Origin of the sequence: Acinetobacter sp. 197, from assembly GCF_048148385.1 — a bacterium.
GTDB lineage: Bacteria > Pseudomonadota > Gammaproteobacteria > Pseudomonadales > Moraxellaceae > Acinetobacter > Acinetobacter pecorum.
In genome coordinates, this window is record NZ_JAYWZK010000001.1 from 123758 (window position 1) to 150634 (window position 26877).

At 42.6% G+C, this 26877-nt stretch carries 22 protein-coding genes and 1 tRNA gene; 14 read left to right on the forward strand and 9 right to left on the reverse strand.

All coding sequences use genetic code 11. The annotated features are described in order from the left end of the window. The first annotated feature begins 18 nt into the window (after positions 1-18). Positions 19-945 carry a DUF808 domain-containing protein gene (locus tag VXQ11_RS00515; RefSeq protein WP_064101493.1) on the forward strand — a complete coding sequence of 309 codons (927 nt, stop codon included), beginning with the start codon at positions 19-21 and terminating at the stop codon, positions 943-945. A gap of 48 nt (positions 946-993) precedes the next feature. Continuing rightward, positions 994-1899, forward strand: a complete 906-nt coding sequence (locus VXQ11_RS00520; protein WP_064101492.1) for a neutral zinc metallopeptidase — start codon at positions 994-996, stop codon at positions 1897-1899. Between the two features lie 38 nt (positions 1900-1937). On the opposite strand, the gene VXQ11_RS00525 is transcribed toward VXQ11_RS00520, so the two are convergent. Beyond that, positions 1938-2492: a hypothetical protein gene (locus VXQ11_RS00525; protein WP_416679857.1), complete on the reverse strand. Its 555-nt coding sequence runs from the start codon at positions 2490-2492 to the stop codon at positions 1938-1940. 216 nt (positions 2493-2708) lie between these two features. On the opposite strand from VXQ11_RS00525, the gene VXQ11_RS00530 reads away from it, so the two are divergent. Both VXQ11_RS00530 and VXQ11_RS00535 read left to right on the forward strand, forming a co-directional pair. Beyond that, entirely contained in the window at positions 2709-4208 is a 1500-nt protein-coding gene (locus tag VXQ11_RS00530; RefSeq protein ID WP_064101490.1) for a cation:proton antiporter, read from the forward strand. A 148-nt stretch (positions 4209-4356) separates the two neighbouring features. Beyond that, a complete protein-coding gene (locus VXQ11_RS00535; RefSeq protein WP_416679858.1) occupies positions 4357-4704 on the forward strand; it encodes an MGMT family protein in 348 nt (115 codons plus the stop codon). 55 nt (positions 4705-4759) lie between these two features. On the opposite strand, the gene VXQ11_RS00540 is transcribed toward VXQ11_RS00535, so the two are convergent. After that, positions 4760-5200, reverse strand: a complete 441-nt coding sequence (locus VXQ11_RS00540) for a universal stress protein (protein ID WP_064101489.1) — start codon at positions 5198-5200, stop codon at positions 4760-4762. Positions 5201-5442: 242 nt separating this feature from the next. Further along, the gene (locus tag VXQ11_RS00545) at positions 5443-5847 is read right to left on the reverse strand and encodes a hypothetical protein (RefSeq protein WP_416679859.1); all 405 of its coding nucleotides are present in this window, start codon (positions 5845-5847) and stop codon (positions 5443-5445) included. Positions 5848-6021: 174 nt separating this feature from the next. Between VXQ11_RS00545 and VXQ11_RS00550 the strand changes: the two genes are divergently transcribed. Then, a tRNA-Met gene (locus VXQ11_RS00550) sits at positions 6022-6098 on the forward strand. Positions 6099-6320: 222 nt separating this feature from the next. On the opposite strand, the gene VXQ11_RS00555 is transcribed toward VXQ11_RS00550, so the two are convergent. The 3 genes from VXQ11_RS00555 to gltA all read right to left on the reverse strand — a co-directional run bounded on the left by VXQ11_RS00555 (position 6321) and on the right by gltA (position 10247). Further along, complete coding sequence (locus VXQ11_RS00555) at positions 6321-7946, reverse strand: NAD+ synthase (protein WP_416679860.1); 1626 nt, start codon at positions 7944-7946, stop codon at positions 6321-6323. Between the two features lie 370 nt (positions 7947-8316). Next, positions 8317-8823, reverse strand: a complete 507-nt coding sequence (locus VXQ11_RS00560) for a hypothetical protein (protein ID WP_416705337.1) — start codon at positions 8821-8823, stop codon at positions 8317-8319. A gap of 149 nt (positions 8824-8972) precedes the next feature. Next, positions 8973-10247 (reverse strand): citrate synthase, encoded by a 1275-nt coding sequence (gene gltA / locus VXQ11_RS00565; protein WP_064095640.1) that lies wholly within the window; start codon positions 10245-10247, stop codon positions 8973-8975. A gap of 1006 nt (positions 10248-11253) precedes the next feature. On the opposite strand from gltA, the gene sdhC reads away from it, so the two are divergent. The 9 genes from sdhC to sucD all read left to right on the forward strand — a co-directional run bounded on the left by sdhC (position 11254) and on the right by sucD (position 23291). Then, complete coding sequence (gene sdhC / locus VXQ11_RS00570; RefSeq protein ID WP_081406340.1) at positions 11254-11652, forward strand: succinate dehydrogenase, cytochrome b556 subunit; 399 nt, start codon at positions 11254-11256, stop codon at positions 11650-11652. Beyond that, on the forward strand, positions 11652-12017 hold the full coding sequence (gene sdhD, locus VXQ11_RS00575) for a succinate dehydrogenase, hydrophobic membrane anchor protein (RefSeq protein ID WP_064095638.1): 366 nt from the start codon (positions 11652-11654) through the stop codon (positions 12015-12017). The genes sdhC and sdhD overlap by 1 nt, the downstream gene beginning before the upstream one ends. A gap of 12 nt (positions 12018-12029) precedes the next feature. Next, positions 12030-13928: an FAD-binding protein gene (locus VXQ11_RS00580; protein WP_064095637.1), complete on the forward strand. Its 1899-nt coding sequence runs from the start codon at positions 12030-12032 to the stop codon at positions 13926-13928. 14 nt (positions 13929-13942) lie between these two features. Beyond that, positions 13943-14653: a succinate dehydrogenase iron-sulfur subunit gene (locus tag VXQ11_RS00585; protein ID WP_064095636.1), complete on the forward strand. Its 711-nt coding sequence runs from the start codon at positions 13943-13945 to the stop codon at positions 14651-14653. An 852-nt stretch (positions 14654-15505) separates the two neighbouring features. Continuing rightward, positions 15506-18328 (forward strand): 2-oxoglutarate dehydrogenase E1 component, encoded by a 2823-nt coding sequence (locus VXQ11_RS00590; protein WP_144724962.1) that lies wholly within the window; start codon positions 15506-15508, stop codon positions 18326-18328. An 18-nt stretch (positions 18329-18346) separates the two neighbouring features. Further along, positions 18347-19561: a 2-oxoglutarate dehydrogenase complex dihydrolipoyllysine-residue succinyltransferase gene (gene odhB, locus VXQ11_RS00595; RefSeq protein WP_416705175.1), complete on the forward strand. Its 1215-nt coding sequence runs from the start codon at positions 18347-18349 to the stop codon at positions 19559-19561. Between the two features lie 60 nt (positions 19562-19621). Further along, entirely contained in the window at positions 19622-21052 is a 1431-nt protein-coding gene (gene lpdA / locus VXQ11_RS00600; RefSeq protein ID WP_064095633.1) for a dihydrolipoyl dehydrogenase, read from the forward strand. 169 nt (positions 21053-21221) lie between these two features. Next, positions 21222-22388 (forward strand): ADP-forming succinate--CoA ligase subunit beta, encoded by a 1167-nt coding sequence (gene sucC / locus VXQ11_RS00605; RefSeq protein ID WP_064095632.1) that lies wholly within the window; start codon positions 21222-21224, stop codon positions 22386-22388. Positions 22389-22400: 12 nt separating this feature from the next. Next, the gene (gene sucD, locus VXQ11_RS00610) at positions 22401-23291 is read left to right on the forward strand and encodes a succinate--CoA ligase subunit alpha (protein ID WP_064095631.1); all 891 of its coding nucleotides are present in this window, start codon (positions 22401-22403) and stop codon (positions 23289-23291) included. Between the two features lie 65 nt (positions 23292-23356). On the opposite strand, the gene VXQ11_RS00615 is transcribed toward sucD, so the two are convergent. The 3 genes from VXQ11_RS00615 to VXQ11_RS00625 form a co-directional block, all read right to left on the reverse strand. Beyond that, positions 23357-25063: a flotillin family protein gene (locus tag VXQ11_RS00615; RefSeq protein WP_416705176.1), complete on the reverse strand. Its 1707-nt coding sequence runs from the start codon at positions 25061-25063 to the stop codon at positions 23357-23359. Positions 25064-25100: 37 nt separating this feature from the next. Continuing rightward, complete coding sequence (locus VXQ11_RS00620) at positions 25101-25736, reverse strand: YqiJ family protein (protein ID WP_416705177.1); 636 nt, start codon at positions 25734-25736, stop codon at positions 25101-25103. A 313-nt stretch (positions 25737-26049) separates the two neighbouring features. Further along, positions 26050-26592 (reverse strand): hypothetical protein, encoded by a 543-nt coding sequence (locus VXQ11_RS00625; protein WP_416705178.1) that lies wholly within the window; start codon positions 26590-26592, stop codon positions 26050-26052. Positions 26593-26877: the final 285 nt, after the last annotated feature.

Genomic DNA, 26877 nt, shown 5'->3' on the forward strand with positions numbered 1-26877 from the left:
ACGATAAGGATAATAAGTATGGCGAGCAGTTTATTACTATTATTAGATGATATTGCTACTGTTCTGGATGATGTCGCTGTCATGAGCAAAATGGCAGCAAAAAAAACAGCAGGCGTCCTCGGTGATGATCTGGCATTGAATGCCCAGCAAGTCAGTGGTGTACGCTCCGAGCGTGAACTGCCTGTCGTGTGGGGAGTCGCCAAAGGATCTTTTGTTAACAAGCTGATTCTTGTTCCTCTAGCCTTACTGATTAGTGTCGTCGCTCCATGGCTTATCAATCCTCTGCTGATGATTGGTGGCTTGTTTCTGTGTTATGAAGGTGTGGAAAAAGTACTGCATAGCCTGAAGCATAAAAAAGTTAAAACTGAAGAAGCAGCTGAAATCGAATTCAATACAATTGAAACCGATTTAGCCCAATTTGAAAAAGAAAAAATTAAAGGTGCAATCCGGACCGATTTTATTCTGTCGGCTGAAATTGTGGTGATTTCATTAGGCACAGTAGCAACAGCAGCTTTTGGTACTAAAGTCATGGTACTTTCACTGATTGCTATTGTAATGACCGTTGGTGTGTATGGATTTGTAGCCATGATTGTCAAAATTGATGATCTGGGACTGTATCTTACTGAGCAGGCATCGAGTTTCAAGCAGAGCATTGGACGTGGCTTGCTGGCTTTCGCTCCAAAATTAATGAAAACACTGACCATTGTGGGAACACTTGCCATGTTTTTGGTGGGCGGCGGGATTATTGCCCATACTATTCCGTGGTTTCATCATTTAACTGAAGATTCTGTTGATCATATACAGCATATTCCAAATGTTGGAAATATTATTGGTGCGGTTACTCCCACTTTAATTAATCTGGTCATTGGTTTTGTTGCGGGCCTCGTGGTATTGCTTGTAGTCGCAATGATCCAAAAGATCTGGCCTAAATCATCAAAAGCTTAAGATGCAGAAATATCTGGAAATTGAGCAGATTAAAAGAAGGAAAAGGCTATGCGTTGGAAAGGTCGTCGTGTCAGTAGCAATGTAGAAGACCGTCGCGGTGGCGGTGCCAAAGCTGGCGGAATCAGTATTATCGGGTTAATTGTCGCCTTTGTGGCCTGGAAGTTTTTTGGCGTTGATCCACAACAAACCTATCAAACTACCAAACAGGTAACTCAGGGTATCTCGGGTGCAACAGAAACCCGTGGCTTGGAAAATCCCACCCCGGAACAGCAGGAATCGATTGAGTTTGTCGGAACCGTATTGGCGGATACTGAAGATACCTGGAATCAGGTGTTCCAGCAGCAGTTAAACCAGCAGTATGTTCCTCCGAAACTGGTGCTGTTTAATGGCATCGTGAATTCGGGTTGTGGTACGGCTCAGGCGGCGATGGGACCTTTCTATTGTCCGGCAGACCAGAAAGTCTATATTGATACTGCATTCTTTAAAGATATGCGTACCCAGATGGGCATTAGCGGAGAACAGAATGCCACCGAACTCTCGCGCAATGATCAGGCTGGAGACTTTGCCTTGGCCTATGTTGTGGCCCATGAAGTGGGCCATCATATCCAGACGATTTTAGGTATTTCTTCCCAGGTACAACAGGCACGCCAGCAGGCAAGTGAAGTACAGAGTAACCAGCTTTCAGTACGTCAGGAATTACAGGCAGACTGTCTGGCCGGCGTCTGGGCCTACCATAATCATCAGCGGACCCAGTTTCTGGAACAGGGTGATGTGCAGGAAGCCATGGATGCTGCACATAAAATTGGTGATGACTATTTACAGAAACGTGCTCGCGGACAGGTGGTACCGGACAGCTTTACTCATGGCAGCAGCGCACAGCGAGTACATTGGTTTAATACAGGCTTGCAATCCGGTCAGATTGCGAATTGCGATACCTTTAATCAAAATATTTAGCTCATTTGCTTATAAAAAAGGAGCTTTAGGCTCCTTTTTTATTTGTATAGAAAACGTCGGAAATTTCTTAATATTTTGATACTGACAAATAACGCAGCCAAAGCAAACAGGGTAATTGCAAAGACCGTATATTTCAGGTTGCTGATGTCATTCTGATAAAACTGCTGAATATCCTGTTTGGAATATTTAAGAGTAGTTTCTTTGCCGCTCCCGCTGTCTCTAAACTGGATTTTTTCAATATAAAACAGGTTTCCTGCTTTAATGAGGTCAATGCTCTGAATTTGGCGGGTATGTGATTGATTATAATCATCGCTGCATAAAGTGCTGTAATGCTCGCAGTTGATTTTAGCCACATACCCATTTCCTGCTATCAGAATGAAAATAGCATTGTCCGGTCGCTGGTTATTAGATACCAGAACATACTGTTCGCTAGCGGTACTTTTCAGGGGAATGCTGGTTGCCTGCTGATAATGCTGTTCAGCTTGCAGAATTTCCTGAATTTTAGCGAAGCTGGTAAAACATAAGGACAAGGTGACCAGAAAAATCACACTTGCAAAACAGAGGCGGAAAATGGTTTTGACAGTTTGATGCATGGGAGAAAAATTCAAAATAGAAAGGTGAGGAAAGCAAAAGCCAAGTGCTGATCTGTATGTTAAATCATCATTCGGAAATACTGAAAAGAAACTTAACTCAATTCGATAAAAAGAGGATTAAACTTGTTTTGTCAGAATACGCTGCTATTCAAACCTCTATTTTAACAACGCCGCTCTGCGCATAGTGCTCCATCTCGCCCGATTTTAGGAAACCGAATGGGAAATTTCTTTTTTCTTCAGCTACTCACAGTCGTCTTTGCCTTGTCCATTGCCACAACCATGTTTAATAAGCGTGTGTTGGGCTTTCCACAAGCGATCGGTGTTCCGATTGTCTCGGCAATTTTTGTTTTTATTTTGCAGTGGGGTGCCAGTTTACTGCATGGCAATCCATTCTTTAGCATCAATATTGACAATATCGAGCAGGCTGTTCGTCATGTGGATTTTTATGATTTTCTGATCAATGGCGTAATCTGTTTTATTCTGACCTCATCTGCACTGAAGTTTAAGGTCTCGGATTTGCGTAACCACTGGCGGCCCATCAGTATTCTGGCGGGCCTGGCTTTGGTGTTTTGTGCGGTATTCTTTGGTGTGGCCTTATATGGTTATCAATTCCTGATTGGTAAGCATGTCGACCTGCTGGTTTTACTGTTGCTCGGTGCGGCTTTGGGTGCCACAGACCCGATCGGTATTAAGGGGGTATTGAGTTCGGTTCGCGCACCGCATCATCTGATTGTCAAGCTGGAAGGCGAATCACTATTTAATGATGCGATGTGTATTGCCCTATTTATGACCTTGCTCAATGTTCTGCAAGGTGAAAACTTTACAGTCTTAGGGGTGTTGCAAACCCTGCTTTATGAGATTGTGGTGGCAGTGCTGATCGGTCTGGGATTTGGTTTTGGGATCTTGCGGATTTTGCGCGGCAAACATGAAATGGAATCGCTTATTCTGACCACAGCCTTGCTGGCCTGCGGTTCATATCTGGTGGCATTACTGGCCCATGCTTCAGCGCCAATTGCTTGTGTAATTGGTGGCTTGATTGTTGGTAATAAATGGAAAGAAATCCTGGCTGATGCTGAAATCGGTGATGTTAATCATTTCTGGCATACCGTTGAAGGAATTATCAATTCATTCCTGTTTACACTGATTGGTCTGGAATTGTTTATTCTGGACTTGAGTACCAGCCTGGTTCTGGGCGGAATGGTGGCCTTTGTCATTCTGCATTTGGCCCGGTTTGCAGCCAACTATCTGGCCTTTGCCATGTTTCCAAAAGTCAGCAAGAAAAGCTATAACGGTAGCTTAACCATCCTGTCTTGGGGTGGGGTACGGGGCGGGATTTCCCTGGCACTCATTTTAGCTGTAGCCAATGTTCCACAACTAGAAGCCTATAGCAGTATTCTGGTGGGCTATACCTTTATTGTGGTGCTATTGTCCGGTGTGGTATGTGGCTTGGGCTTACCTGCGGTGATGAATGCCTTTTACTATAATCCCAATGAAGAAACTGAGGGCTTCAAAGGCTGGTATCAACGCATGTGCCACAAGCTGAACCGTAAGGGCTTTCGCTATATTGTCGGGGAAGATACCAAAGGAAATGAAACCATCACCGTCTTTCAGCCTGATATCATGATTGATCAAAAAGATGAAGATGGCGTCGCTACGGTGCATCATCCAGATAAGGTTCAGGAAGTCAAACGGTTAGAAAACCCGGACAACTTCTAAATATAAGATCAATGATATCAAAATACTATGGGGTTTTTTGTTTAGGCAAAGAATCGAACAAGCCTAAATCAGTATAAGCAGGCTTGATCATTCTCAGAGAGTTTTGTAAGGAGACAGGTATATTTTCATTTAAACGGGTTATTAAAACATGCCAGTGACCAAAACAACTTCAGCCAGTCAGGAAATGGCAGAAATGATTTTGGCTGTGGTGAATCAGATTCCGTATGCCAAAGTCGCTACTTATGGACAGATTGCCAGACTGGCAGGTTTGCCTAAACATGCACGCTTGGTCGGACGAGTATTAAGCCATTTAGAACCTGATAGCGATATTCCCTGGTATCGGGTGATCAATGCTCAGGCGAAAATCAGTCTGAAGCAACTGGATCAACATGGCCAAAATATCCAGCAGCAAAAACTCATGCAGGAAGGAGTTGTTCTAAGAGGTGAGCGTGTGGATTTAAAATGCTATCAGTGGAATGGTCAGGTTGAAGTATAAAACCTCCACTTTTTGAGAAGTGGAGGTTTGTATAAATGGGAATTTTAAAAATTATTTACTTGCGAATCACCATGACTGGAATGTCCGCCTGTCCAAGAATACTTTGCGCTACGCTACCAAGGAACAGTTTTTTGAAGCCAGTACGGCCATGGGAACCGATTACAATCAGATCAGCATTTAAATCTTTTGCGGCTGCCAGAATCTCACTGTGAATCACTTGACCTTCAAGCAGCTGTGTATCCACTTCAATACCTGACGCAGAGAATTTTGCTTTGGCTTCATCCAGGGTTTTTAAGATTGAAGTGCGGGCACGTTCAATCAGGTCGTTGGTCTGTGCCGCAGAGATATATTCTGCAGCGATATAAGGATCCAGTGCCAGCACCTGAACGACTGTTACTTTACTGTTGAATGCTTTGGCAATTTCTACTGCTTTATCTACTGCAGCATAAGATGTTTCTGAACCGTCGATGGGTACTAAAATATGTTCAAAAGGCATTAGAATTCTCCTGAGAGGAAGTAAGAGTTATAAAATTGTGACGCGTTGAACTGAAATACGAATAATTGTTTATACTTTGATCATAGCCTGTATTTTATAAAAATAAAACCAAGTAAATACATAGGTATAAGATCTAATAGATTGAAGAGTAAAGCATCTGCTAACAGTGCTTTAATCTGATTGTTGATGAAATCTAAGTGAATCATTTATATGTAAAAAAATAAGCTTGCCCAAAATTGCGGTCAGTCACATTGAATAGAGGCGGGGTCTAGTTTTATTTGCGGTGACAGCTGTTCATAGCGATTTAAAATGGTTTGGGTTTCATCTGCATAAATTTGCTGTTGCAGCTGCCGGATTTTATGTTCTGTCACATGCAAACGTGCACAATGTAAGGCGATCTGATTTTCTCGAGTCACTTCCAGTCGTTGATTTTGCTCATATTCCGGATAGCGTTTGATTTTTTGCTGTGCTCTGCTGAGTTGTGCCAAAGAGCGTTTCTGCTGCATGCTCATCAGTTGCTGCTGGTTAATCCACTGTGCGACATCACGTCTGACGCCATTGTAATCTACAAAAATTGGGGAAATGATCTGGCAGGCACTGAGACATGAAAGTCCGGTTGCTGAAATAAGTATTTTGATTTTATGCATTTGATGAATCCTATAAGCAATAGATAGTATTATGAATACGTGAATTACCTACTAAAAAAGCTTTATTGTTTATATTTTAAAAGTTTATTGGGTATTTGCATAAAGTCTGAACATTTGTGTTCTAAAATGCTTGACGATACACGCTTAAATTACGATAATGCGCACACAGTTTACGGCTATGTAGCTCAGTTGGTTAGAGCACCGCACTCATAATGCGGGGGTCACAAGTTCAAGTCTCGTCATAGCCACCATTTTTAAAGACCAAGCTCTCAGCTTGGTCTCTTTTTTTGTCGATAGAAAAGCCTGCAGAGAAAATCATAAATAATACTTGAAGTATCTACTAATTTTGCACAGGTTCTCAACCTATCAGTTTTATTTGATGTGAGATATGATCTTTAAACTTTAGTACAGCATAAAAAAATCGTCCCGGCACTCGCTGGAACGATTCTAATTTATATCATTGAAAACTGGATTTAGTTTCCTGCTTTCCAGCCATTGACGAGTGGGTAACGGCGTTCACGACCAAAAGACCGTGAGCTGATACGAGGACCTATTGCTCCTTGGCGGCGCTTGTATTCATTGGTATCAACCAGACGAATCACTTTCTTCACCACTTCAGCATCAAAGCCTTTGGCAATAATGTCATCCTGACTCATATCTTCTTCAATATAAGAATACAAGATCGCATCCAGAATGTCATAGGCAGGTAAAGAGTCTTGGTCGACCTGATCTGGGCGCAATTCTGCTGAAGGCGGACGTGTAATAACACGTTCTGGAATTACTGGCGTTTCTGAAATGCTGTTACGGTATTTCGCCAATTCGAACACAATAGTTTTATACACGTCCTTCAGAACAGCATAACCACCCACCATGTCGCCATACAGGGTGCAATAACCTACAGAAATTTCGGATTTATTGCCAGTTGCCAGCACCAGGTTACCAAATTTGTTGGACAGAGCCATCAATAAAGTACCACGCGAGCGTGCTTGCAGGTTTTCCTCGGTCGCATCGACTGGAGCATTACCAAAGAATGGGAACAGCACCTGCATAAAGCCGTTTACCACTGGATTGATTTCGGCAATACCGAAAGTCACGCCCATATTTTTGGCCTGAGCAGCTGCATCTTCCACACTGATTTGTGCGGTATAAGTATAAGGCATCATCACAGCCTGAACTTTATCTGCACCAAGTGCATCTACGGCAATTGCCAGAGTCAGGGCAGAGTCAATACCGCCAGACAGCCCTAGAATTACACCAGGAAAGCCGGAGCGCTGTACATAATCACGTGTTGCCATGACCAGGCTTTGATAAATCTCAGCCATGGTGTCTAAGGCAGGAGTGATGCTACCTGTCTTGAATTGAAGCTTTTCAGCATCATACTCGGCAATCGCCAGTTTTTCCTGAAAGCTTGGGGCCTGTACAGCTACCTCACCAGATTTGTTCAGCACAAAGCTGGTACCATCAAAGATCAAATCATCCTGTCCACAAACTTGGTTACAGTACACCAGATTGATATTCAGCTGCTTGACTAAGGCTGCCATAGTTTCAATACGATGCTGGGGCTTACCTACTTCATATGGAGAGGCATTGAGTACCAAAGCGGTGTCAACATTCAATTTAGCCAGTTGCTGAACGGTCGCTAAAGACCAGACATCTTCACAGATCAGTATGCCAAATTTGTGTCCGAGATACTCAAAAACCAGGTGCTGATGACCTTCGCCAAAATAGCGCTTTTCATCGAATACCCCATAATTTGGCAACACTTGCTTGTTATAGATCCCCAGCACTTCGCCATCTTTCATGACAGCAGCTGAGTTATAACGCTGACCATCTTCGGTTTGATTGACGAAACCAAAGACCATGACAATATCTTTTACTTCAGTCAGTTTTTCAAAAGCCGCCTTGGTACGTTTCACCAGACTTGGGCGAATTAATAAATCTTCTGCAGGGTAGCCCAGTGTTGAAAGCTCAGGAAAGATGATCAGATCCGCTTTATCTTCTTTGGCCTGACTAGCCAACTCAATCATTCTTTGCGCATTTGCATCCAGATTGCCGACATGTGGAGAGAATTGAGCAATTGCAATTTTAAAACTTTTCATCCAATTAAATCCTATTCCTATAGGTTAATACACTAAATTACTGATTTTTATTATTCTAATTATCCAGTTAAGTGCACTTCGATATTCATAAAATGCCAAATGGCTAAACTAAAAACTTTTTATCGCATGATTACTGAATCTTAATGTGCGAAGTAAAATAATCATACTGGCTTATTTTATCGAAATTTTATCGATAAGCTAGACTTGACTTAGCAAGAAGAGACTTCGAACGGGAAAGTAATGATATAAAATTACAAAATATGCTGATGTTTTATACATCTATACCTATGCAGAAGTAAAGACTTAAGCGGGAATAAGGGATTTTAAAATATGTGCTTTTGATTTTTCTTAAAATTAAAGTAATTAAATATCATCTGTTTATTTGGGGGTTCAAAATTATATTCGGAATTCTTTTTAAGAAAATATCTCTTGCAATATCACCTTGTTGTTCAATATTGTAGTGGGAAAATGATTTGTTGGGATTAAATTGATATTTGTAAGGATTATATTTCCTAAAGCTTAAAAAATAAGCACTTTGCAGGATTGCACCTTTTAAAACCACATTAATCTTCTGTTGGTATTGATAAATATGCGTCATCTCATGAATGAATAGTGCCTGATATGCCAAGCTTTCCTGTGAATAGTCTTCTCGATAATTTAAATTGCGTGCATGAATATAGCCGCTGGGTGCCATAATGACATGTCTGGATTGCCAGGGAAGGTAGGGGTGGTTCATGACTTTGACTGTTGAATAGTCAATCAGGTTGCCAAATACCTGCTGGCAGATGCTGATTTCACCAGGGGTTAGGCTGCGACATTTGAACTGTTCAAAACGGACAAGTTTCAGAATGAAAGGCAGAGCAGCATAAAACAACATCAAGTACAAATCCTGTTCGAATTTTAATCTATGAATTTGGTTTAGATTTATTCATTTTAAAAGATATTAAATAACCTAAGTGTAGGATTTTGTCAGTAATAAAAAACCACCCTAAAGGGTGGTTTTTCTGTCTTTCAACGTCGTTCGAATTAACGAGCGATATCGCGTTGAACTTCGCCAGTATAAAGCTGACGAGGACGACCGATCTTGTAAGGACCGCTGTGCATTTCTAGCCAGTGGCTGATCCAGCCAACAGTACGTGCAAGCGCAAAGATCACAGTAAACATTTCTGTCGGGATACCAATCGCTTTAAGAATGATACCTGAGTAGAAGTCTACGTTCGGGTAAAGGTTACGTTTGATGAAGTATTCGTCAGAAAGTGCGATACGTTCAAGTTCCATAGCCAAGGCAAGCTGTGGATCATTGATGCCAAGTGCACCAAGAACTTCGTCACAAGTTTCTTTCATTACTTTCGCACGTGGATCGAAGTTTTTGTAAACACGGTGACCGAAGCCCATCAGTTTAACTTCTTTGGTCTTCACTTTTTCCATGAAGCCAGCAACGTTTTCTACAGTGCCGATTTCGTCCAGCATCTTAAGAACAGCTTCGTTCGCACCGCCGTGAGCAGGGCCCCAAAGTGCAGAGATACCAGCAGCGATACATGCATACGGGTTCGCACCGGTAGAACCAGCTAAACGTACTGTAGATGTAGACGCATTTTGTTCATGGTCAGCATGCAGTGTGAAGATACGGTCCATTGCTTTTGCAAGAATTGGATCAACTTTGTAATCACGGTCTGCAGGAGTTGCGAACATCATGTGAAGGAAGTTTTCAGCATAGTTCAAGTCGTTACGTGGGTAAACGAAAGGTTGACCGATCGTGTACTTGTAGCTCCAAGCCGCCAGTGTTGGAATCTTCGCGATTAAACGAATCGCGGTGATTTCACGGTGGTTTACATCTTCAATGTCAAGGTTGTTGTGATAGAACGCAGATAACGCACCAACCACACCCACCATGATCGCCATAGGATGCGCATCACGACGGAAACCATTGTAGAAACGGCTAACTTGATCGTGAACCATCGTATGGTTACGTACTTTAGCGTCAAATTCTTCTTTTTGTTCAGCAGTTGGAAGTTCACCATTTAATAGTAAATAGCAAGTTTCCAGGTAATCTGCTTTAGTTGCTAACTGGTCGATTGGGTAGCCACGGTGTAAAAGTACACCTTTGTTACCGTCGATGAACGTGATTTTAGATTCGCACGCCGCTGTCGCCATAAAACCAGGATCAAAAGTAAAGTGACCTGCAGCCAACACATCTTTAACGTCGATTACATCTGGGCCCAATGTGCCGCTGTAAATTGGTAGTTCAATTTCTTTGCCATCAAGCTGTAAAACGGCTTTCTTGCCAGTTGCTTCAGACATTCAATAGATCTCCTGTCCTGGTGAATGTATATCCGGTTTGCCTATCAATTTTTTAATGCACAAAACGGACGGATCAAAAATTTGCTATAAGATTAGTGAGTACTGAAATTTTGTCAATTATACTTATGGATGAAAAATGACAGTCGCACAGCAATTTAGTCAGATCTGTTCAGTATAAAAAGTTCAGTAAAATCACAGCATCAAACCTCTATAATAAGTCAAATTAATGCCTAGGTGCAGAAAAAAATAGATTGTCTGGGGTATTTGTAAGCGTTTTTTTCTTATAAGAAATCGAGATAAAAGCTGTCAGAAGTTAAAGCCAATATGCTTAAAACTATATAAATCTCATAACTTACATGGTTTTTGTCATCCAAAACGTCACATTCGGAATTATAAATAAAAGCAATTAATTGGATTTTTAGTTCTGTTTAATTGATTAAAAAATAGCTTAATAAATGGCCAGTTTTATAGCAGAAGGGCGTGGTATAAAAATAAATAAATGATTTTTTGAATCCAAATAGCCTAAATCGATTGAAAAAACCATCGTAATGAATATTAAGTGGCTATTTAACAACGAGATATCTTCATGATTGATCTGCTTTTTATGGAGGGCAATTGGTCTGTAGAATATAGGCAATTGATTTTAATCTGATTTAAAAAGAGATTTAAATAATATTTGTGTTTGAACTGTGCGTCTTTAGTCTAAAACGAGCACATGAGTCTTTAGGTTGAAAGTAGATTAAATTAATCAAATTAATTTTTTAAAAACAACCATATAGATAAGATTAAGGAGGACTGGGAGGGTAGAGAGATTTAAATTGTTGGTGTTAATGATTCTTATTTAATGGCTTTTTCTCCAAAAAGCCAAATTCCGCCGTTTGTATTTTGATAGTTGACGTTTTATAATTCAGTGTCGTTTTGATTTTAGGTAATGAATTTGCCTAAAAATGCCAGCTTTCCTTCGAATTAATTCCAACAAACTCCGGATGGAGTTTTTACTTACAGGATGCCCGCTGTGAAAAGCAACAGACCTGTCAATTTGTCCATGGGTCAAGTTTTAGAAGTAAACTTAAAATCACCCGTGGCTATTGCATCAATTCTACACCGTCTTTCAGGTGTTATCGTATTTTTACTCGTACCGGTCCTTCTATGGCTCTTAGATAAGTCATTGTCTTCGCCTGAAGGTTTTGCGCAAGTTCAAGAAATCATGAGTGGTTTCATTGTTCGTTTCATTGTATGGGTATTTGTCGCCGGCTTGATTTTTCACTTCATCGCTGGTGTTAAGCATTTACTTGCTGACATGGGTGTTGCTGAAGAACTAGAAAGTGGCCGTGTTGCATCTACTATCGCATTAATCTTGTCTGCAATTGGTATTGTTGCAGCATTTGTATGGATCGTACTCTAATGAAAAGCGCTACTGGTTTAACAGGTTCAGGTTCTCGCGATTGGTTTCTCCAACGTATCAGTGCTGTAGTTCTAGCTGTTTATACCGTTGTTGTACTGGGTTGGATTCTCCTAAATGGCGGTTTCAACTTTGAACAATGGTACGGCTTTATGATGACAGTTCCAATGAAGATCATGTCTTTATTGGCGGTCTTATCTCTTGTTGCACACGCATGGATCGGCATGTGGCAGGTATTCACTGATTATGTGACTACTCGTCAAATGGGTCCTTCAGCTTCAGGTTTACGCCTTGTACTGACTTCAGCAGTGATCATTGCTGTACTTGCATATGCAATCTGGGCCATCCAGATTTTTTGGGCGAATTGATAGGAAACAATCATGGGCGCTATAAACCCTAAAGAAGATTACACAAATATTCCACACGAAACTTTCGATGCTGTCATCGTTGGTGGTGGTGGTTCAGGTATGCGTGCGTCTTACCAACTTGCTCAAGCTGGTTTGAAAGTTGCCGTTCTGACTAAAGTATTTCCAACCCGTTCACACACTGTTGCTGCGCAGGGTGGTATCGGTGCATCTCTTGGTAATATGCAAGAAGATAACTGGCACTACCACTTCTATGACACAGTTAAAGGTTCGGACTGGTTAGGTGACCAAGACGCGATCGAGTTCATGACTCGCGAAGCGCCACAAGTTGTATATGAACTTGAACACCTGGGTATGCCATTCGACCGTAATGCTGATGGCACAATTTACCAACGTCCGTTTGGTGGTCACTCAGCAAACTACGGTGAAAAAGCGGTTCCGCGTGCATGTGCTGCTGCCGACCGTACAGGTCACGCACTTCTTCACACGCTTTATCAAAGCAACGTGAAAATGGGTACTCAATTCTTCGTAGAATGGATCGCGCTTGATTTGATCCGTAATGAAGAAGGCGACGTACTTGGTGTGACTGCAATTGACCAGGAAACAGGTAAAATTGCAGTATTCCAGGCGAAAGCAACATTATTCGCTACAGGTGGTGCGGGTCGTGTGTACCGTGCTTCCACAAACGCTTATATCAACACTGGTGACGGTCTTGGTATGGCAGCTCGTGCAGGTATTCCATTACAAGATATGGAATTCTGGCAGTTCCACCCAACGGGTGTTGCGGGCGCAGGCGTATTGTTAACTGAAGGTTGTCGTGGTGAAGGTGCAATCCTTCGTAACAAAGACGGCGAACCGTTCATGGAACGTTATGCGCCTACTTTGAAAGATTTGGCACCGCGTGACTTCGTATCACGTTCTATGGACCAGGAAATCAAAGAAGGTCGTGGTTGTGGTCCTAAAGGCGATTACATCCTGCTTGATATGACGCATCTGGGTGCGGATACGATCATGAAACGTCTTCCATCTGTATTCGAGATTGGCAAGAAATTCGCGAACGTTGATATCACCAAAGAGCCAATTCCGGTAGTACCAACAATCCATTACCAAATGGGTGGTATTCCGACGAATATTCATGGCCAGGTTGTTGTTCCTGAAACTCGCGAAACTGAAGCGCTTGTTACTCATTACGACAAAGAAAATGACGTTTATTCAACCAATCAAGAAGGCCGTGACTTCACTAAACCAGTGAAAGGTTTTTATGCAATCGGTGAATGTTCATGTGTATCTGTACACGGTGCAAACCGTCTAGGTACAAACTCATTACTTGACCTGGTTGTATTTGGCAAGGCTGCTGGCCAGCACATCATTGATTACGTGACTAAACATCACGGTGATGAATACGAACCACTGCCTACCACTGTACTTCAACAAACTGTTGAGCGCGTTCGTAAACTTGACGAATCGACCTCAGGTGAGAATGCACAAGAAGTTGCTGATGCAATTCGTGACATCGTTCAAGATCACGCTGGTGTATTCCGTACATCTGCACTGCTTGAAGAAGGTGTAAAACAGATTCTTGCAATTGAACCGCGTGTACGCAACATTCACTTGAAAGACAAATCTAAAGTATTCAATACAGCACGTATTGAAGCACTTGAAGTTGAAAACCTGTATGAAGTTGCTAAAGCAACGCTTATTTCAGCTGCAGCGCGTAAAGAATGCCGTGGTGCGCATACGGTGGTAGACTTTGAAGAGTCTCCAGACCATCCTGCTTACCCATACGGTCGTCGTGATGATGAGTGGATGAAACATACTCTTTGGTTCTCTGCAGACAACCGTCTTGAGTACAAGCCAGTTCGTTACCGTCCATTGTCGGTTGATGCGATTCCACCTAAACCACGTACATTCTAATCAGGAGAATTCAGATGAGTAGAGGTACTCGTACATTTCATATCTACCGCTATGATCCTGATAAGGATAAAGCACCGTACATGCAAACTTTTAAGCTGGAACTGACTGATAAGCACCGTATGTTGCTTGATGCGCTTCTTGCATTGAAAGTACAGGACGAAACTTTAACGTTCCGTCGTTCATGTCGTGAAGGGATCTGTGGTTCTGATGGTGTGAACATCAATGGTAAAAACGGTTTGGCGTGTCTTTGGAACCTGAACGATTTACCAAATGAAATTACTGTTCGTCCATTGCCTGGTCTTCCAGTAATCAAAGATCTGGTAGTTGACATGAACCAGTTCTACGATCAGTACAACAAGATCCATCCGTTCTTGATCAACAATCAGCCTGCACCTCCTAAAGAGCGTTTACAGTCTCCGGAAGAGCGTGAGCATCTTGATGGTCTTTACGAATGTATTCTATGTGCATGCTGTTCAACTTCATGCCCATCATTCTGGTGGAACCCGGACAAGTTCTTGGGTCCTTCAGCATTGTTGAATGCTTACCGCTTCATCATTGACTCGCGTGATACTGGAACACAAGAGCGTTTGGCTCGTCTTGACGACCCGTTCTCATTGTTCCGTTGTAAAGGCATCATGAACTGTGTATCTGTATGTCCTAAAGGTTTGAACCCTACTAAAGCAATCGGTCACATCCGTAATATGCTTTTAGATATGGCTGGCTAATAGGCTGTTCCTCTAGTTTGAAAAAGGCACACCTCAGGGTGTGCTTTTTTATGCAAATTATTCAAGAAAAAATAATCAATCATAAGATAAAAATAAGAAGACCATACTTAATATGTATAGAGTTGATTCAGGCAATTCGGGAATAAGGAAGATGTTGAACATCATTAACGGCGGACACTGGATTATTTGGGGGTATTTATGACTTTTAGAGCTAAAAATGAGCTGAAAAATAACAAGATCGGTGTAAAACTGACCTGAAAAATAACAAGAACGATGTTATTATATAACGGAAATTTGAAAAGGGAGTGGATTGAGAAGTTTGCTCTCTTTTTATTTATCGGAAATGCTTAGAACTTAAGTCTACATTGAATCTATTTTTAGGATAAAGCACCATATATTAGAGTAAAATATCTGAACTGTATTTAGCCAATTTATAGAAGGTATGTGTCAAAAAAATCAATTGAAAAGTGGAGAACATGGTAGCATTCAGCCCATGTATATCTTTAAAAAAAGCACTTTTAGGTACATTTTTTAAACACTGTAGAATCTGGGACTGGTATATAAAGATAGAACTGAGTCGCTTTAGAAAAAACTTTTGTTCATGCTTATTTTTTTCTAAGTCGATTTGCAAAAAATTGCCCGGTTTCGATCGGGTATTCGATGAGTGATGATACCGCTGAGGGGTGTTATTGTTCATTATACATATCAAGATTTTCTTGGTGTGGTGATAACGCCTCATGGCTTATGCCTTATGGGGGACTAGTATCATATTACCAATTTGATGCTAATAATCCTGGGTTTTGCTTAAAAAGCATCCTGAAAATGTTTTTGCAATAGGAAATGGGTCCACAAATGCAAGAAGTTGCTGACGCTCTGCGTCTTGACACTGAACTTTCCGCTGATAGTGCAGCGTACATTGAAGAACTTTATGAGCAGTATCTGACTGCTCCAGATTCAGTGGGTGCTGACTGGAGAGCGTACTTCGATAAATTCCCAAAAGGTGATCAACCACACAGTAATGTACGTGAGCAATTCCTGCTGCTAGGTCGCAATTCAAGCCGGATTCAGCCTGTTGTTCAGTCAACAGTCAGCTCAGAACATGAACGTCGTCAAATTGGCGTGTTACAGTTGATTGCTGCGTACCGTAATCGTGGCCACCAGAAGGCAAAACTGGATCCATTAGGTTTGGCAAAGCGTGAAGTTGTACCTGACCTTGATCTGGCTGCGCACGGTTTGACTCAGTCTGACCTAGATACTGTATTCAATACTGGCAATCTAGCGATTGGTAAAGAAGAAGCGACCCTGGCAGAAATTGTCGAAGCCTTAGAATCTACCTACTGTCATACAGTAGGTTCTGAATACATGCACATCGTAGACACTAAAGAGAAACGTTGGATTCAACAACGTCTTGAAGGTGCGCGTGGTAAATTTAACTTCTCTGCAGATCAAAAGAAACATATCCTTGAGCGTTTGACTGCTGCGGAAGGTCTAGAAAAATATCTTGGTAATAAATTCGTTGGTGCTAAACGTTTCGGCGTTGAAGGCGGTGAAGCCTTCATCCCGATGGTCAACGAAATCATTCAGCGTGCAGGTTCTGTAAGTTGTAAAGAAGTTGTGATCGGTATGCCTCACCGCGGCCGTTTAAACCTTCTTGTTAACATCATGGGTAAAAACCCGGCTGACCTGTTTGGTGAGTTCGAAGGTAAGTCTATTCACAAGAAAGGTTCTGGTGACGTTAAGTATCACCAAGGCTTCTCTTCAAACGTCATGACTCCGGGTGGCGAAGTTCACCTGGCATTGGCGTTTAACCCTTCACATCTGGAAATCGTTGGACCTGTAGTCGAGGGTTCTGTACGCGCACGTCAAGTACGTCGTAAAGACATTGGTGGCGATGACGTATTGCCATTAATCGTACACGGTGATGCTGCATTTGCAGGTCAGGGCGTCAACCAGGAAACTTTCCAGATGTCACAAACTCGCGGTTATACCGTGGGTGGTACAGTTCACATCGTGATCAATAACCAGGTGGGTTTCACCACTTCTGATCCACGTGATGCGCGTTCTACAGAATACTGTACTGACATCGCAAAAATGATTCAGGCACCAATCTTCCATGTTAATGGTGATGATCCTGAAGCGGTGGTGTTCATTTCACAACTGGCACATGACTTCCGTCATACGTTCCGTAAAGATGTTGTGATTGACATGTTCTGCTACCGTCGCCGCGGTCATAACGAAGCAGATGAACCAGCTGCAACTCAGCCAATGATGTATCAGGTGATTAACAAGAAAGCGACTACACGTACGCTTTATGCGGATCAATTGGTACAGCAGGGTATTCTTGATCGTGCAAGTGCAGATCAGATGGTAGAAAACTACCGTTCAGATCTTGAAGCGGGTAATCACGTTGCCAATGCACTGGTCCTTGAGCCAAACAAAAAAATGTTTGTGGACTGGACGCCTTATCTGGGTCATGAATATACTGACGAATGGGATACAACCTTCCCAATTGAACGTCTGAAAGAGCTGGGCGTGAAAATGCGTGAGCTTCCTGAAGGCTTCGTGATGCAGCGTCAAGTTGCAAAAGTAATTGATGACCGTCTGAAAATGCAAACAGGCGAAATGCCATTGAACTGGGGTGCTGCTGAAACTCTGGCGTATGCATCTGTACTAGATGAAGGTTACTTGCTTCGTTTAACAGGTGAAGATGTAGGTCGTGGTACCTTCTCGCACCGTCATGCGAAACTGCATAATCAGGTAGATGGCTCAACTTATATTCCACTTTGTCACATCAAAGAAAACCAGCCGCGTACTGCAATCTATGATTCTTTATTGTCAGAAATGGCGGTATTGGCATTTGAATATGGGTATGCGACCACTCTTCCAAAGAGTTTGATCATCTGGGAAGCACAATTTGGTGACTTCGCAAACTGTGCACAGGTTGTAATCGATCAGTTCATCTCATCTGGTGAAACCAAATGGGAACGTGTGTGTGGTCTGACCATGCTTCTTCCTCATGGTTTCGAAGGTCAAGGTCCAGAGCATTCATCTGCACGTTTGGAACGTTTCTTGCAGTTATGTGCTGAAGACAACATGCAAGTGATCACACCGACTACACCTGCACAGATTTTCCATGCATTACGTCGTCAAGCGATTCGTCCAATTCGTAAACCGCTGATCGTTACTTCGCCGAAATCCTTACTTCGTCACAAGCTGGCTGTATCGAGCCTGGAAGAGCTGGCAAACGGCACATTCCAAACTGTGATCGATGAAGTAGATAACATCAACAAGTCAGAGGTAACCCGTCTGATTCTGTGTGGTGGTAAAGTGTATTACGATCTGATTGAAAAACGTCGTGAAAAAGAATTGAACAATACTGCTATTGTACGTATTGAACAATTATATCCATACCCAGAAAAACGCCTGGCAGAAGTTCTGGCTCAGTATCCAAACGTGAAAGATCTTGTTTGGGCACAAGAAGAACCGAAAAACCAAGGTGCTTGGTTGTTCATTGCACCGCGTCTTTATGATGATGTGATGAAAGCGGGTAAACAAGTACGTATTAGCTATGCCGGCCGTGAAGCTTCTGCTGCACCGGCATGTGGTTCACCATATTTGCATGCAAAACAACAAGCTCAGCTCATCAACGACGCGCTTGCGATCGATGCTGAATAATCCAGGAGATTCTAAGTAATGGCAACCGAAATTAAAGCACCGGTATTTCCAGAGTCAGTTGCGGACGGTACGATCGCAACGTGGCACAAACAACCAGGTGAAGCAGTATCACGTGATGAAGTGATCTGTGATATTGAGACTGATAAAGTTGTTTTAGAAGTTGTTGCTCCTGCAGATGGTACACTTTCATCTATCATTAAAGGTGAAGGTGATACTGTTCTTTCAGCTGAAGTGATTGCACAGTTTGAAGAAGGTGCTGTTTCCGGCGCTACACAAACTCAAGCAGTTCAATCTGAAGAAAAAGTTGAACAAGCTGCTGCACAAACTGAAGCGGGTAATGCACCGATCGTTGAACGTCAACAGGTACAGGATCAGGCTCCAGCCGTGCGTAAAGCATTGACTGAATCTGGTGTGGCTGCTGCTGATGTCGAAGGTACGGGCCGTGGTGGTCGCATCACTAAAGAAGATGTGGCAAATCATCAGGCGAAGCCGGCAGCACCTGCAGCGCAGCCATTAAGCGTTGCGGTGGGTGAGCGTATTGAGAAACGTGTGCCAATGACACGTCTTCGTAAGCGTGTAGCTGAACGTTTACTTGCAGCAACTCAAGAAACTGCAATGTTGACCACGTTCAACGAAGTGAACATGAAACCAATCATGGAAATGCGTGCTCAATACAAAGATGCATTCGAGAAGCGTCATGGTGCGCGTCTTGGCTTTATGTCATTCTTCGTTAAAGCAGCAACTGAAGCACTAAAACGCTATCCAGCGGTAAATGCTTCAATTGATGGCGATGATATTGTTTATCATGGTTACTATGACATCGGTGTTGCAGTTTCATCTGAACGTGGTCTTGTGGTTCCTGTACTTCGTGATACAGACCGCATGAACTATGCTGAAGTTGAAAACGGCATCCGTGCATATGCTGCGAAGGCACGTGACGGTAAGCTGGGCATCGAAGACATGACTGGTGGTACATTCACGATCACCAATGGTGGTACTTTTGGCTCATTGCTTTCTACACCAATTCTAAATACGCCACAAACTGCGATTCTGGGTATGCATAAAATCCAGGAACGTCCGATGGCTGTAAATGGTCAAGTAGAAATCTTGCCGATGATGTATCTTGCATTGTCTTATGACCACCGTTTAATCGATGGTAAAGAAGCAGTTGGTTTCCTTGTAACAATCAAAGAATTGTTAGAAGAGCCAGCACGTCTTATCCTTGATCTTTAATTTTTAAGAATATATTTATGGGCTTAGGGCAAAACTCTAGGCCCATTTTTGGAGATGAACATGTCTCAATTCGATTTAGTCGTAATTGGTGGTGGCCCGGGCGGCTACGAAGCAGCAATTCGTGCAGCTCAACTTGGTTACAAAGTTGCGTGTATCGAAAAACGTATTCATAAAGGCAAGCCAGCTTTGGGTGGTACTTGCTTAAACGTGGGTTGTATCCCGTCTAAAGCATTGCTTGATTCTTCACATCGTTATGAAGATACCGTTCAGCATTTAGATGACCATGGTATTACGACCGGTGAAGTTAAATTTGATCTTTCTAAAATGATGAGTCGTAAAGACAAAGTTGTAGATCAGTTGACTGGCGGTGTTGCCCAGTTGCTTAAAGGCAACGGGATTGAATGGTTGCAAGGTACAGGTAAATTGCTTGCGGGCAAAAAAGTTGAATTCACACCATTTGAAGGTGAAGTTCAAGTTTTAGAGCCTAAATACGTGATTCTTGCGACAGGTTCTGTACCAATTAACATTCCTTCAGCTCCTGTAGATCAAGACTTAATCGTTGATTCTACTGGCGCACTTGAATTCACTGAAGTGCCTAAGCGTTTAGGTGTGATTGGTGCGGGTGTAATCGGTCTTGAGCTAGGTTCAGTATGGCGTCGTCTTGGTGCAGAAGTTGTTGTATTTGAAGCAATGGACGCATTCTTGCCAATGGCTGATAAAGCATTGTCTAAAGAATACCAAAAAATCCTGACTAAACAGGGTATGGATATCCGTATCGGTGCGAAAGTTTCTGGCACTGAAATTAACGGTCGTGAAGTGACAGTTAAATATACCCAAGCTGGTGAAGATAAAACTGAAACTTTCGATAAATTGATCGTTTGTGTAGGTCGTCGTGCCTATGCTGAAGGTCTACTGGCTGAAGATTCAGGTATCAAGCTGACTGAACGTGGTCTGGTTGAAGTAAATGACTGGTGTGCAACTTCAGTTGAAGGTGTATACGCAATTGGTGATTTGGTACGTGGTCCAATGCTTGCGCATAAAGCCATGGAAGAAGGTGTGATGGCTGTTGAGCGTATTCACGGACATGCTGCGCAAGTAAACTATGACACCATTATTTCTGTGATCTACACACACCCAGAAGCGGCGTGGGTTGGTTTAACAGAGCAGCAGGCTGTAGAAAAAGGTCACGAAGTAAAAACTGGCCAATTCGGTTTTGCTGTCAATGGTCGTGCTTTGGCTGCGGGTGAAGGTGCTGGTTTCGTGAAGTTTGTTGCTGACGCGAAAACGGATCGTCTATTGGGTATGCATGTGATTGGACCTGCTGCGTCTGATATCATCCACCAAGGCATGATCGCACTTGAGTTTGTATCGTCAGTTGAAGACCTGCAGTTAATGACATTTGCTCATCCAACCTTCTCTGAAGTGGTGCATGAAGCAGCTCTTGCTGTTGATGGCCGTGCAATTCACGCGATTCAGCGTAAACGTAAGTAATGCAAAAAAAGAGCGACTTAGGTCGCTCTTTTGTATTTCATGGTTGTTTTTATTGGAACAATCATCTAAAAATAAAGATAACGATTTGAAGAAATGCTGGTGCTGCTTTGACGGACGTCTGGGTGCTGGTGAGTTATAACAAGCTAAAGAAGTAATAAAAGGTTATTCCATGAATTTACATGAGTATCAAGCAAAAGCGCTATTAAAAAAATATGGTATGCCTGTACAGGAGGGCATACTGGCCACTAATGCCGATGAAACGGTGCAAGCTTTTGAGCAGTTGGGTGGAAAGTTCGCAGTATTGAAAGCACAGGTACATGCCGGCGGTCGAGGTAAAGCAGGCGGTGTAAAAGTAGTAAAATCGGCTGCCGAGGCTGCTGAATATGCCAACCAGATAATTGGTTCACGCTTGGTCACTTATCAGACAGATGCCAATGGTCAGCCAGTCAATAGCATTTTAGTCTCGGAAGATGTTTATCCGGTTGAGCGCGAGCTGTACTTGGGTGCTGTAGTCGATCGCTCGACTCGCCGGATCACTTTTATGGCATCAACTGAAGGCGGTGTTGAGATTGAGAAGGTAGCTGAAGAAACCCCGGAAAAAATCATTAAAGTTGAAGTTGAACCTTTAGTCGGTTTGATGCCATTTCAGGCACGTGAAGTTGCTTTTGCACTGAAACTGAAAGATGGACAAATCAATCAATTTGTAAAAATCATGACAGCTGCCTATCAGGCATTTGTAGAGAATGATTTTGCACTTTTTGAAATCAATCCGCTATCTGTGCGTGAGAATGGTGACATTCTGTGTGTTGATGCCAAAATCGGAATTGATTCAAATGCGCTATACCGTTTGCCAGAAATCGCCGCTATGCGAGATAAGTCTCAGGAAAATGAGCGCGAACTAAAAGCCTCTGAATTTGATCTGAACTATGTGGCACTTGAGGGTAACATTGGCTGTATGGTTAATGGCGCGGGTCTTGCCATGGCAACCATGGATATTATCAAGCTCTATGGCGGTCAACCAGCCAACTTCCTGGATGTGGGTGGTGGTGCTACGAAAGAGCGTGTGATTGAAGCCTTCAAAATTATTCTTGCAGATAGCTCTGTACAGGGCGTATTAATCAATATTTTTGGTGGAATTGTACGTTGTGACATGATTGCTGAAGCAATTATTGCAGCGGTTCAGGAAGTAAATGTGACTGTTCCTGTGGTTGTTCGCCTTGAAGGCAACAATGCGGAATTGGGTGCAAAATTACTGGATGAATCAGGTTTGAAGTTGATTTCTGCACATGGTCTTGCTGATGCTGCAGAAAAAATTGTTGCTGCTGTAAAAGCTTAAGGAGTATCCATCATGAGCGTATTAGTTAATAAAGACACCAAAGTGTTGGTACAAGGTTTTACAGGTAAAAACGGCACATTCCATTCTGAACAGGCTTTGGCTTATGGCACTAAAGTTGTGGGCGGTGTCACTCCAGGAAAAGGCGGTCAAACCCATCTGGATTTACCCGTTTTTAATACCATGCGTGAAGCGGTGAAGGAAACTGGCGCAGATGCTTCGGTGATTTATGTTCCGGCACCTTTTGTACTGGATTCCATTATTGAAGCGGTTGATTCCGGCATTGAATTAATTGTGGTAATTACTGAAGGTGTACCAACCCTCGACATGCTGAAAGCCAAGCGTTATCTGGAAACCAATGGCAACGGTACACGTCTGATTGGACCAAACTGTCCGGGTATTATTACGCCGGGTGAATGTAAGATCGGGATTATGCCGGGACATATTCATCAACCAGGTAAAATCGGAATTATCTCGCGTTCAGGTACACTGACTTATGAGGCCGTGGCACAGACCACTAACCTAGGTTTAGGTCAGTCGACCTGTATCGGTATTGGTGGTGACCCGATTCCGGGCATGAACCAGATTGACTGCTTAAAACTGTTCCAGGAAGATCCGCAAACTGAAGCCATCATTATGATTGGTGAAATTGGTGGTACGGCAGAAGAAGAAGCAGCTGAATATATTCAATCGAATGTGACTAAGCCGGTTGTTGGTTATATTGCGGGCGTAACTGCGCCTAAAGGCAAACGTATGGGTCACGCAGGTGCGATTATTTCAGGTGGTAAGGGTACAGCTGAAGAAAAATTTGCAGCCTTTGAGCGTGCGGGTATGGCCTATACGCGTAGTCCTGCCGAACTTGGTTCAACCATGCTACAAGTGTTAAAAGATAAAGGTTTGGCTTGATATCTAAAGTAAACCTGTAATAAAAAAGCTCCCAAATGGGAGCTTTTTTATGTCTCAGTCTATTTTCAGGTTTTAGCTTTGAGGCTCTGGGTCATGCCGTTGATATCACCACCCTGAATACCCAGCTCACTCATCAAGCTATCAATTAAAGGTGCCTGACTGCGATAACGCAGGGCGCTATTGACCACCTGATCTGAAAGGGCAACATTGCCCCCTTCATGATGTGCATCTGCCTGACAAGAACCGGCATGACTGCCATGTAGTCCATTGACCTGAAGAATCTTGATGTCGTCAATGTTTTCCATTGGCTTGACACTTTCCCGGATAATTTCAGGCAAGTATTTCAACATGGCCAGACGAATCTGCATTTCAACCTGTTCAGGTGACAGAACATTATTGGCTTCATTGACCGCACGGGTACCTTCAGCATCGACCTGATACTGTTTCTCCATCGCTTGAGCTAGTAGGATTTTCGCATCTGCTTCACCCTTGGCTTTGAGACGAACCTTTTCGGCTTCAGCTTCAGCAGCAATGCGTACGGCTTCTGCATCGTCTGCTGCCGCCTGTTTGCCTGCCTCAGCCGCTACGGTAATCGCAATCGCATCCTTTTCAGCCTGTTCTTTGGCTGCGACCAGCTCAACCGCCTTTTGACGCTCTGCCTGCTGGATTTGCCGTACTGTGATGACTTCTTCTTCAGCTTTTACTGCTTGAGCACGGGCAAGGTCGGCTTGTGCTTTGGCTTCAGATTCGGCACGGGATTTTTCAGCAATGGCAATGGCACGATCCTGTTCAGCCAGTTCAATGGTTTTCTTTTGCTCGACCTGTGCTTTTTGAATCAGCTGGGCCTTTTGAATGTTTTCATTTTCAACATCACGGGCGGCCAAGATCCGTTTTAGTTCGACCTCGCGTTCAGCCGCAATTTGGGCTTCCTCTGCTTCGCGTTTTTTGCCAGCTTCCTGAGCAGCAATTTCAGCCAGCTGTTCAGCACGTCGAATGGCAATTTCACGTTCCTGTTGCAACTTGGCATATTCTTCTTCACGAATAATTTGCAGACGAGCCTGTTCAGCTTCCAGATTCTTGGTCTTAATTGCCAGATCTGTATCCTGTTCAATATGGTTACGCTTGCGACGACGATCCTCAATAGTTTCAGTAAGCTTGGTCAGGCCTTCTGCATCGAAAGCATTTTGTGGATTGAAATATTTAAATCCGGTCTGATCCAGACCAGTCAGTGAAACAGTTTCAAGCTCCAGACCATTTTTATGTAAATCTTCAGACACCACCTGCTGAACTTTCTGTACAAAATCCACCCGCTTTTCGTGCAATTCTTCCATGGCCATTTCTGCGGCTACTGCGCGCAGTGAATCGACAAACTTGCCTTCCACCAGATTTTTTAGTTCATTGGGTGACATGGTTTTTTGACCGAGTGTTTGTGCTGCGGTGGCAATTGAATCAGCGGTAGGTTTGACCCGTACATAGAATTCGGCCATGACATCGACACGCATCCGGTCACGGGTAATTAGTGCCTGATCATCTGCACGACGCACCTCAAGGCGCAAGGTATTCATGTTTACCGGAATAATTTCATGCAAGACTGGAAGCACAATGGCACCTCCGCCTAAAATCACTTTTTCTCCACCCCAGCCGGTACGTACAAAGGAAATTTCTTTGCTTGAACGACGGTATAAGCGTGCAATGATGAAACCGAAGGTCACCAGTGCTACAAAAATAATTCCCGCAATAATTAAAATATTATATAAATCAAATTTTAACATTGTTATAAAGTCTCAATTGAGTTTTGGCTAAATAAAATTAAAGTTCAATGGCTTGAAAGCCGTTTTTAGTTTTTTGGGTCAGAACCACATCTTGGCCTTGATTTAAGGTTTGATTACTTTCAGGTTCAACCAGCACATAATGGGTCTGCCCATACTGATCCTGAACTCTGGCCTGTGCCGGAGAATTCACTCTAGCGTTTCCCAAGATAATGGTCGCGGTACGTCCGATCAGTTCATCGCTATGAATGGCAGAAGTTTCATCTTGAGGCAGAAGCTTGCTGGCCGCCTTGGCAAGCAAGCGTACTACAGGCATACACAGAAACAGGCAGGCTGGAGAAATTAGCCAGACACTGAAAAGTTGGCTGGTCAGGCGTTCAAATATGCCCTGAATCAATAAACCACTCAAACCATAACTGGTCAGAAAAATAATCAGCCAGATAAATAAAGGCAGACGTCCCAAATATAACCAGTCAAATACTTTGCTGAAAACACCGGGAGGGTGATCCGGACTTATTTCCGGATGCAGGGGGTCGTCAGGTAAAAACTGTTCAAACATATGCTGTGATCCGCCACCGAGCAACAGCAGAATGCACTCAAGTGCAGCAAACATCAGCATTAGGCTTAAACTGATGCTAAATACGATATTGGATGGATGTGTAAACAGTTCCCACATTTTTTATCTCTATAATTATGTTTTTAGGAAAAGTATCTGAAATTTTTTATCAGGCTTACGATAGCAGTAATTGTAGTTTTTGTATGCAAAAAAATAACAAAAAACCTGATAAACAGGGATTGAATATATAGATTATTTAATAATCAGTGAACTATTAAAATTAATAATAAACTATAAGCGAATCAGATTCTTGATAGAGAAATGGAATAATTCCATAGAAATTATGGCAAGTAACGCCTGTTGTCTGTATGTTTCTGGGAAAAATATAAAGATACTTCAACCAGAGTATCTTTATATTTTCTGTTTAAATCTGCTAGAGCAGGGCGGTCTGAATTCGCACTTTCATATCGAGGGTCTGTTGCAGAATATACTGCTGCATCCATTTAACCTGTTCACCCATAGGATTGACCTTGACTGCGGTATTCAGGAAGTTCAGATCAGGCTGACTGAAAAGCTGTTGTTGCAGGGTTTGCTCCAGCATTTGACTACTACTCGTCAAAGGTAATGCCACCAGATAGAAGGCTTTAGGATAATTATAAAAGGCATATAGCAAGTTAAAGGCTTTTTGATCTCCTTTGAGATGGCTGACACCAATTTCGTAAGCTGCATTCTGGTTGCTATAGGTGATGCCCACTAGAAATTCCCAATGACCTTCATGTAAACGTAAAGCAAACTGCAATCCGATTTGGTCTGCGGTCAGTTCATGTTGCAGATAGATATTCAAGGGCTTGCCATCATCACTAAAAGGTTCTTGCAGAACTAAAATATGCTGCTGGTGCTGATAAATGTAGCCGGCAAGCTGAGCCTGTTCCAGGCGGTGTTTTACTGTGCTGAGATCAAAAGTGCTATAGGGCATAAATAACATATATGAAAGGGCAGAGTTGAGCTTACTCTAGTAATTTTTCAACTGTTTGAGAACCACTACTTTAGATTATTTTTCTATGATTTTATTGGTTTGTTGACAGAGTGCCCCTGGATAAATACTACAAAATATCCAAGCCTGCGTTATGCAAAACCTTGATTCATAAAAACTGATATTCATTATTGATGAATTTTTATATGAGCTTTTGATATATCAATATCATAAAACAAGCAATGGATAGGATAGGTAAATCACTATAATGAATATAAATTTTCAAAA

Bases quoted from the DNA above. Each gene is read 5' to 3' on its own strand.
- VXQ11_RS00515 (WP_064101493.1), top strand. From the start codon at position 19: ATGGCGAGCAGTTTATTACTATTATTAGATGATATTGCTACTGTTCTG.
- VXQ11_RS00520 (WP_064101492.1), top strand. From the start codon at position 994: ATGCGTTGGAAAGGTCGTCGTGTCAGTAGCAATGTAGAAGACCGTCGC.
- VXQ11_RS00525 (WP_416679857.1), bottom strand. From the start codon at position 2,492: ATGCATCAAACTGTCAAAACCATTTTCCGCCTCTGTTTTGCAAGTGTG.
- VXQ11_RS00530 (WP_064101490.1), top strand. From the start codon at position 2,709: ATGGGAAATTTCTTTTTTCTTCAGCTACTCACAGTCGTCTTTGCCTTG.
- VXQ11_RS00535 (WP_416679858.1), top strand. From the start codon at position 4,357: ATGCCAGTGACCAAAACAACTTCAGCCAGTCAGGAAATGGCAGAAATG.
- VXQ11_RS00540 (WP_064101489.1), bottom strand. From the start codon at position 5,200: ATGCCTTTTGAACATATTTTAGTACCCATCGACGGTTCAGAAACATCT.
- VXQ11_RS00545 (WP_416679859.1), bottom strand. From the start codon at position 5,847: ATGCATAAAATCAAAATACTTATTTCAGCAACCGGACTTTCATGTCTC.
- VXQ11_RS00555 (WP_416679860.1), bottom strand. From the start codon at position 7,946: ATGAAAAGTTTTAAAATTGCAATTGCTCAATTCTCTCCACATGTCGGC.
- VXQ11_RS00560 (WP_416705337.1), bottom strand. From the start codon at position 8,823: ATGTTGTTTTATGCTGCTCTGCCTTTCATTCTGAAACTTGTCCGTTTT.
- gltA (WP_064095640.1), bottom strand. From the start codon at position 10,247: ATGTCTGAAGCAACTGGCAAGAAAGCCGTTTTACAGCTTGATGGCAAA.
- sdhC (WP_081406340.1), top strand. From the start codon at position 11,254: ATGCCCGCTGTGAAAAGCAACAGACCTGTCAATTTGTCCATGGGTCAA.
- sdhD (WP_064095638.1), top strand. From the start codon at position 11,652: ATGAAAAGCGCTACTGGTTTAACAGGTTCAGGTTCTCGCGATTGGTTT.
- VXQ11_RS00580 (WP_064095637.1), top strand. From the start codon at position 12,030: ATGGGCGCTATAAACCCTAAAGAAGATTACACAAATATTCCACACGAA.
- VXQ11_RS00585 (WP_064095636.1), top strand. From the start codon at position 13,943: ATGAGTAGAGGTACTCGTACATTTCATATCTACCGCTATGATCCTGAT.
- VXQ11_RS00590 (WP_144724962.1), top strand. From the start codon at position 15,506: ATGCAAGAAGTTGCTGACGCTCTGCGTCTTGACACTGAACTTTCCGCT.
- odhB (WP_416705175.1), top strand. From the start codon at position 18,347: ATGGCAACCGAAATTAAAGCACCGGTATTTCCAGAGTCAGTTGCGGAC.
- lpdA (WP_064095633.1), top strand. From the start codon at position 19,622: ATGTCTCAATTCGATTTAGTCGTAATTGGTGGTGGCCCGGGCGGCTAC.
- sucC (WP_064095632.1), top strand. From the start codon at position 21,222: ATGAATTTACATGAGTATCAAGCAAAAGCGCTATTAAAAAAATATGGT.
- sucD (WP_064095631.1), top strand. From the start codon at position 22,401: ATGAGCGTATTAGTTAATAAAGACACCAAAGTGTTGGTACAAGGTTTT.
- VXQ11_RS00615 (WP_416705176.1), bottom strand. From the start codon at position 25,063: ATGTTAAAATTTGATTTATATAATATTTTAATTATTGCGGGAATTATT.
- VXQ11_RS00620 (WP_416705177.1), bottom strand. From the start codon at position 25,736: ATGTGGGAACTGTTTACACATCCATCCAATATCGTATTTAGCATCAGT.
- VXQ11_RS00625 (WP_416705178.1), bottom strand. From the start codon at position 26,592: ATGCCCTATAGCACTTTTGATCTCAGCACAGTAAAACACCGCCTGGAA.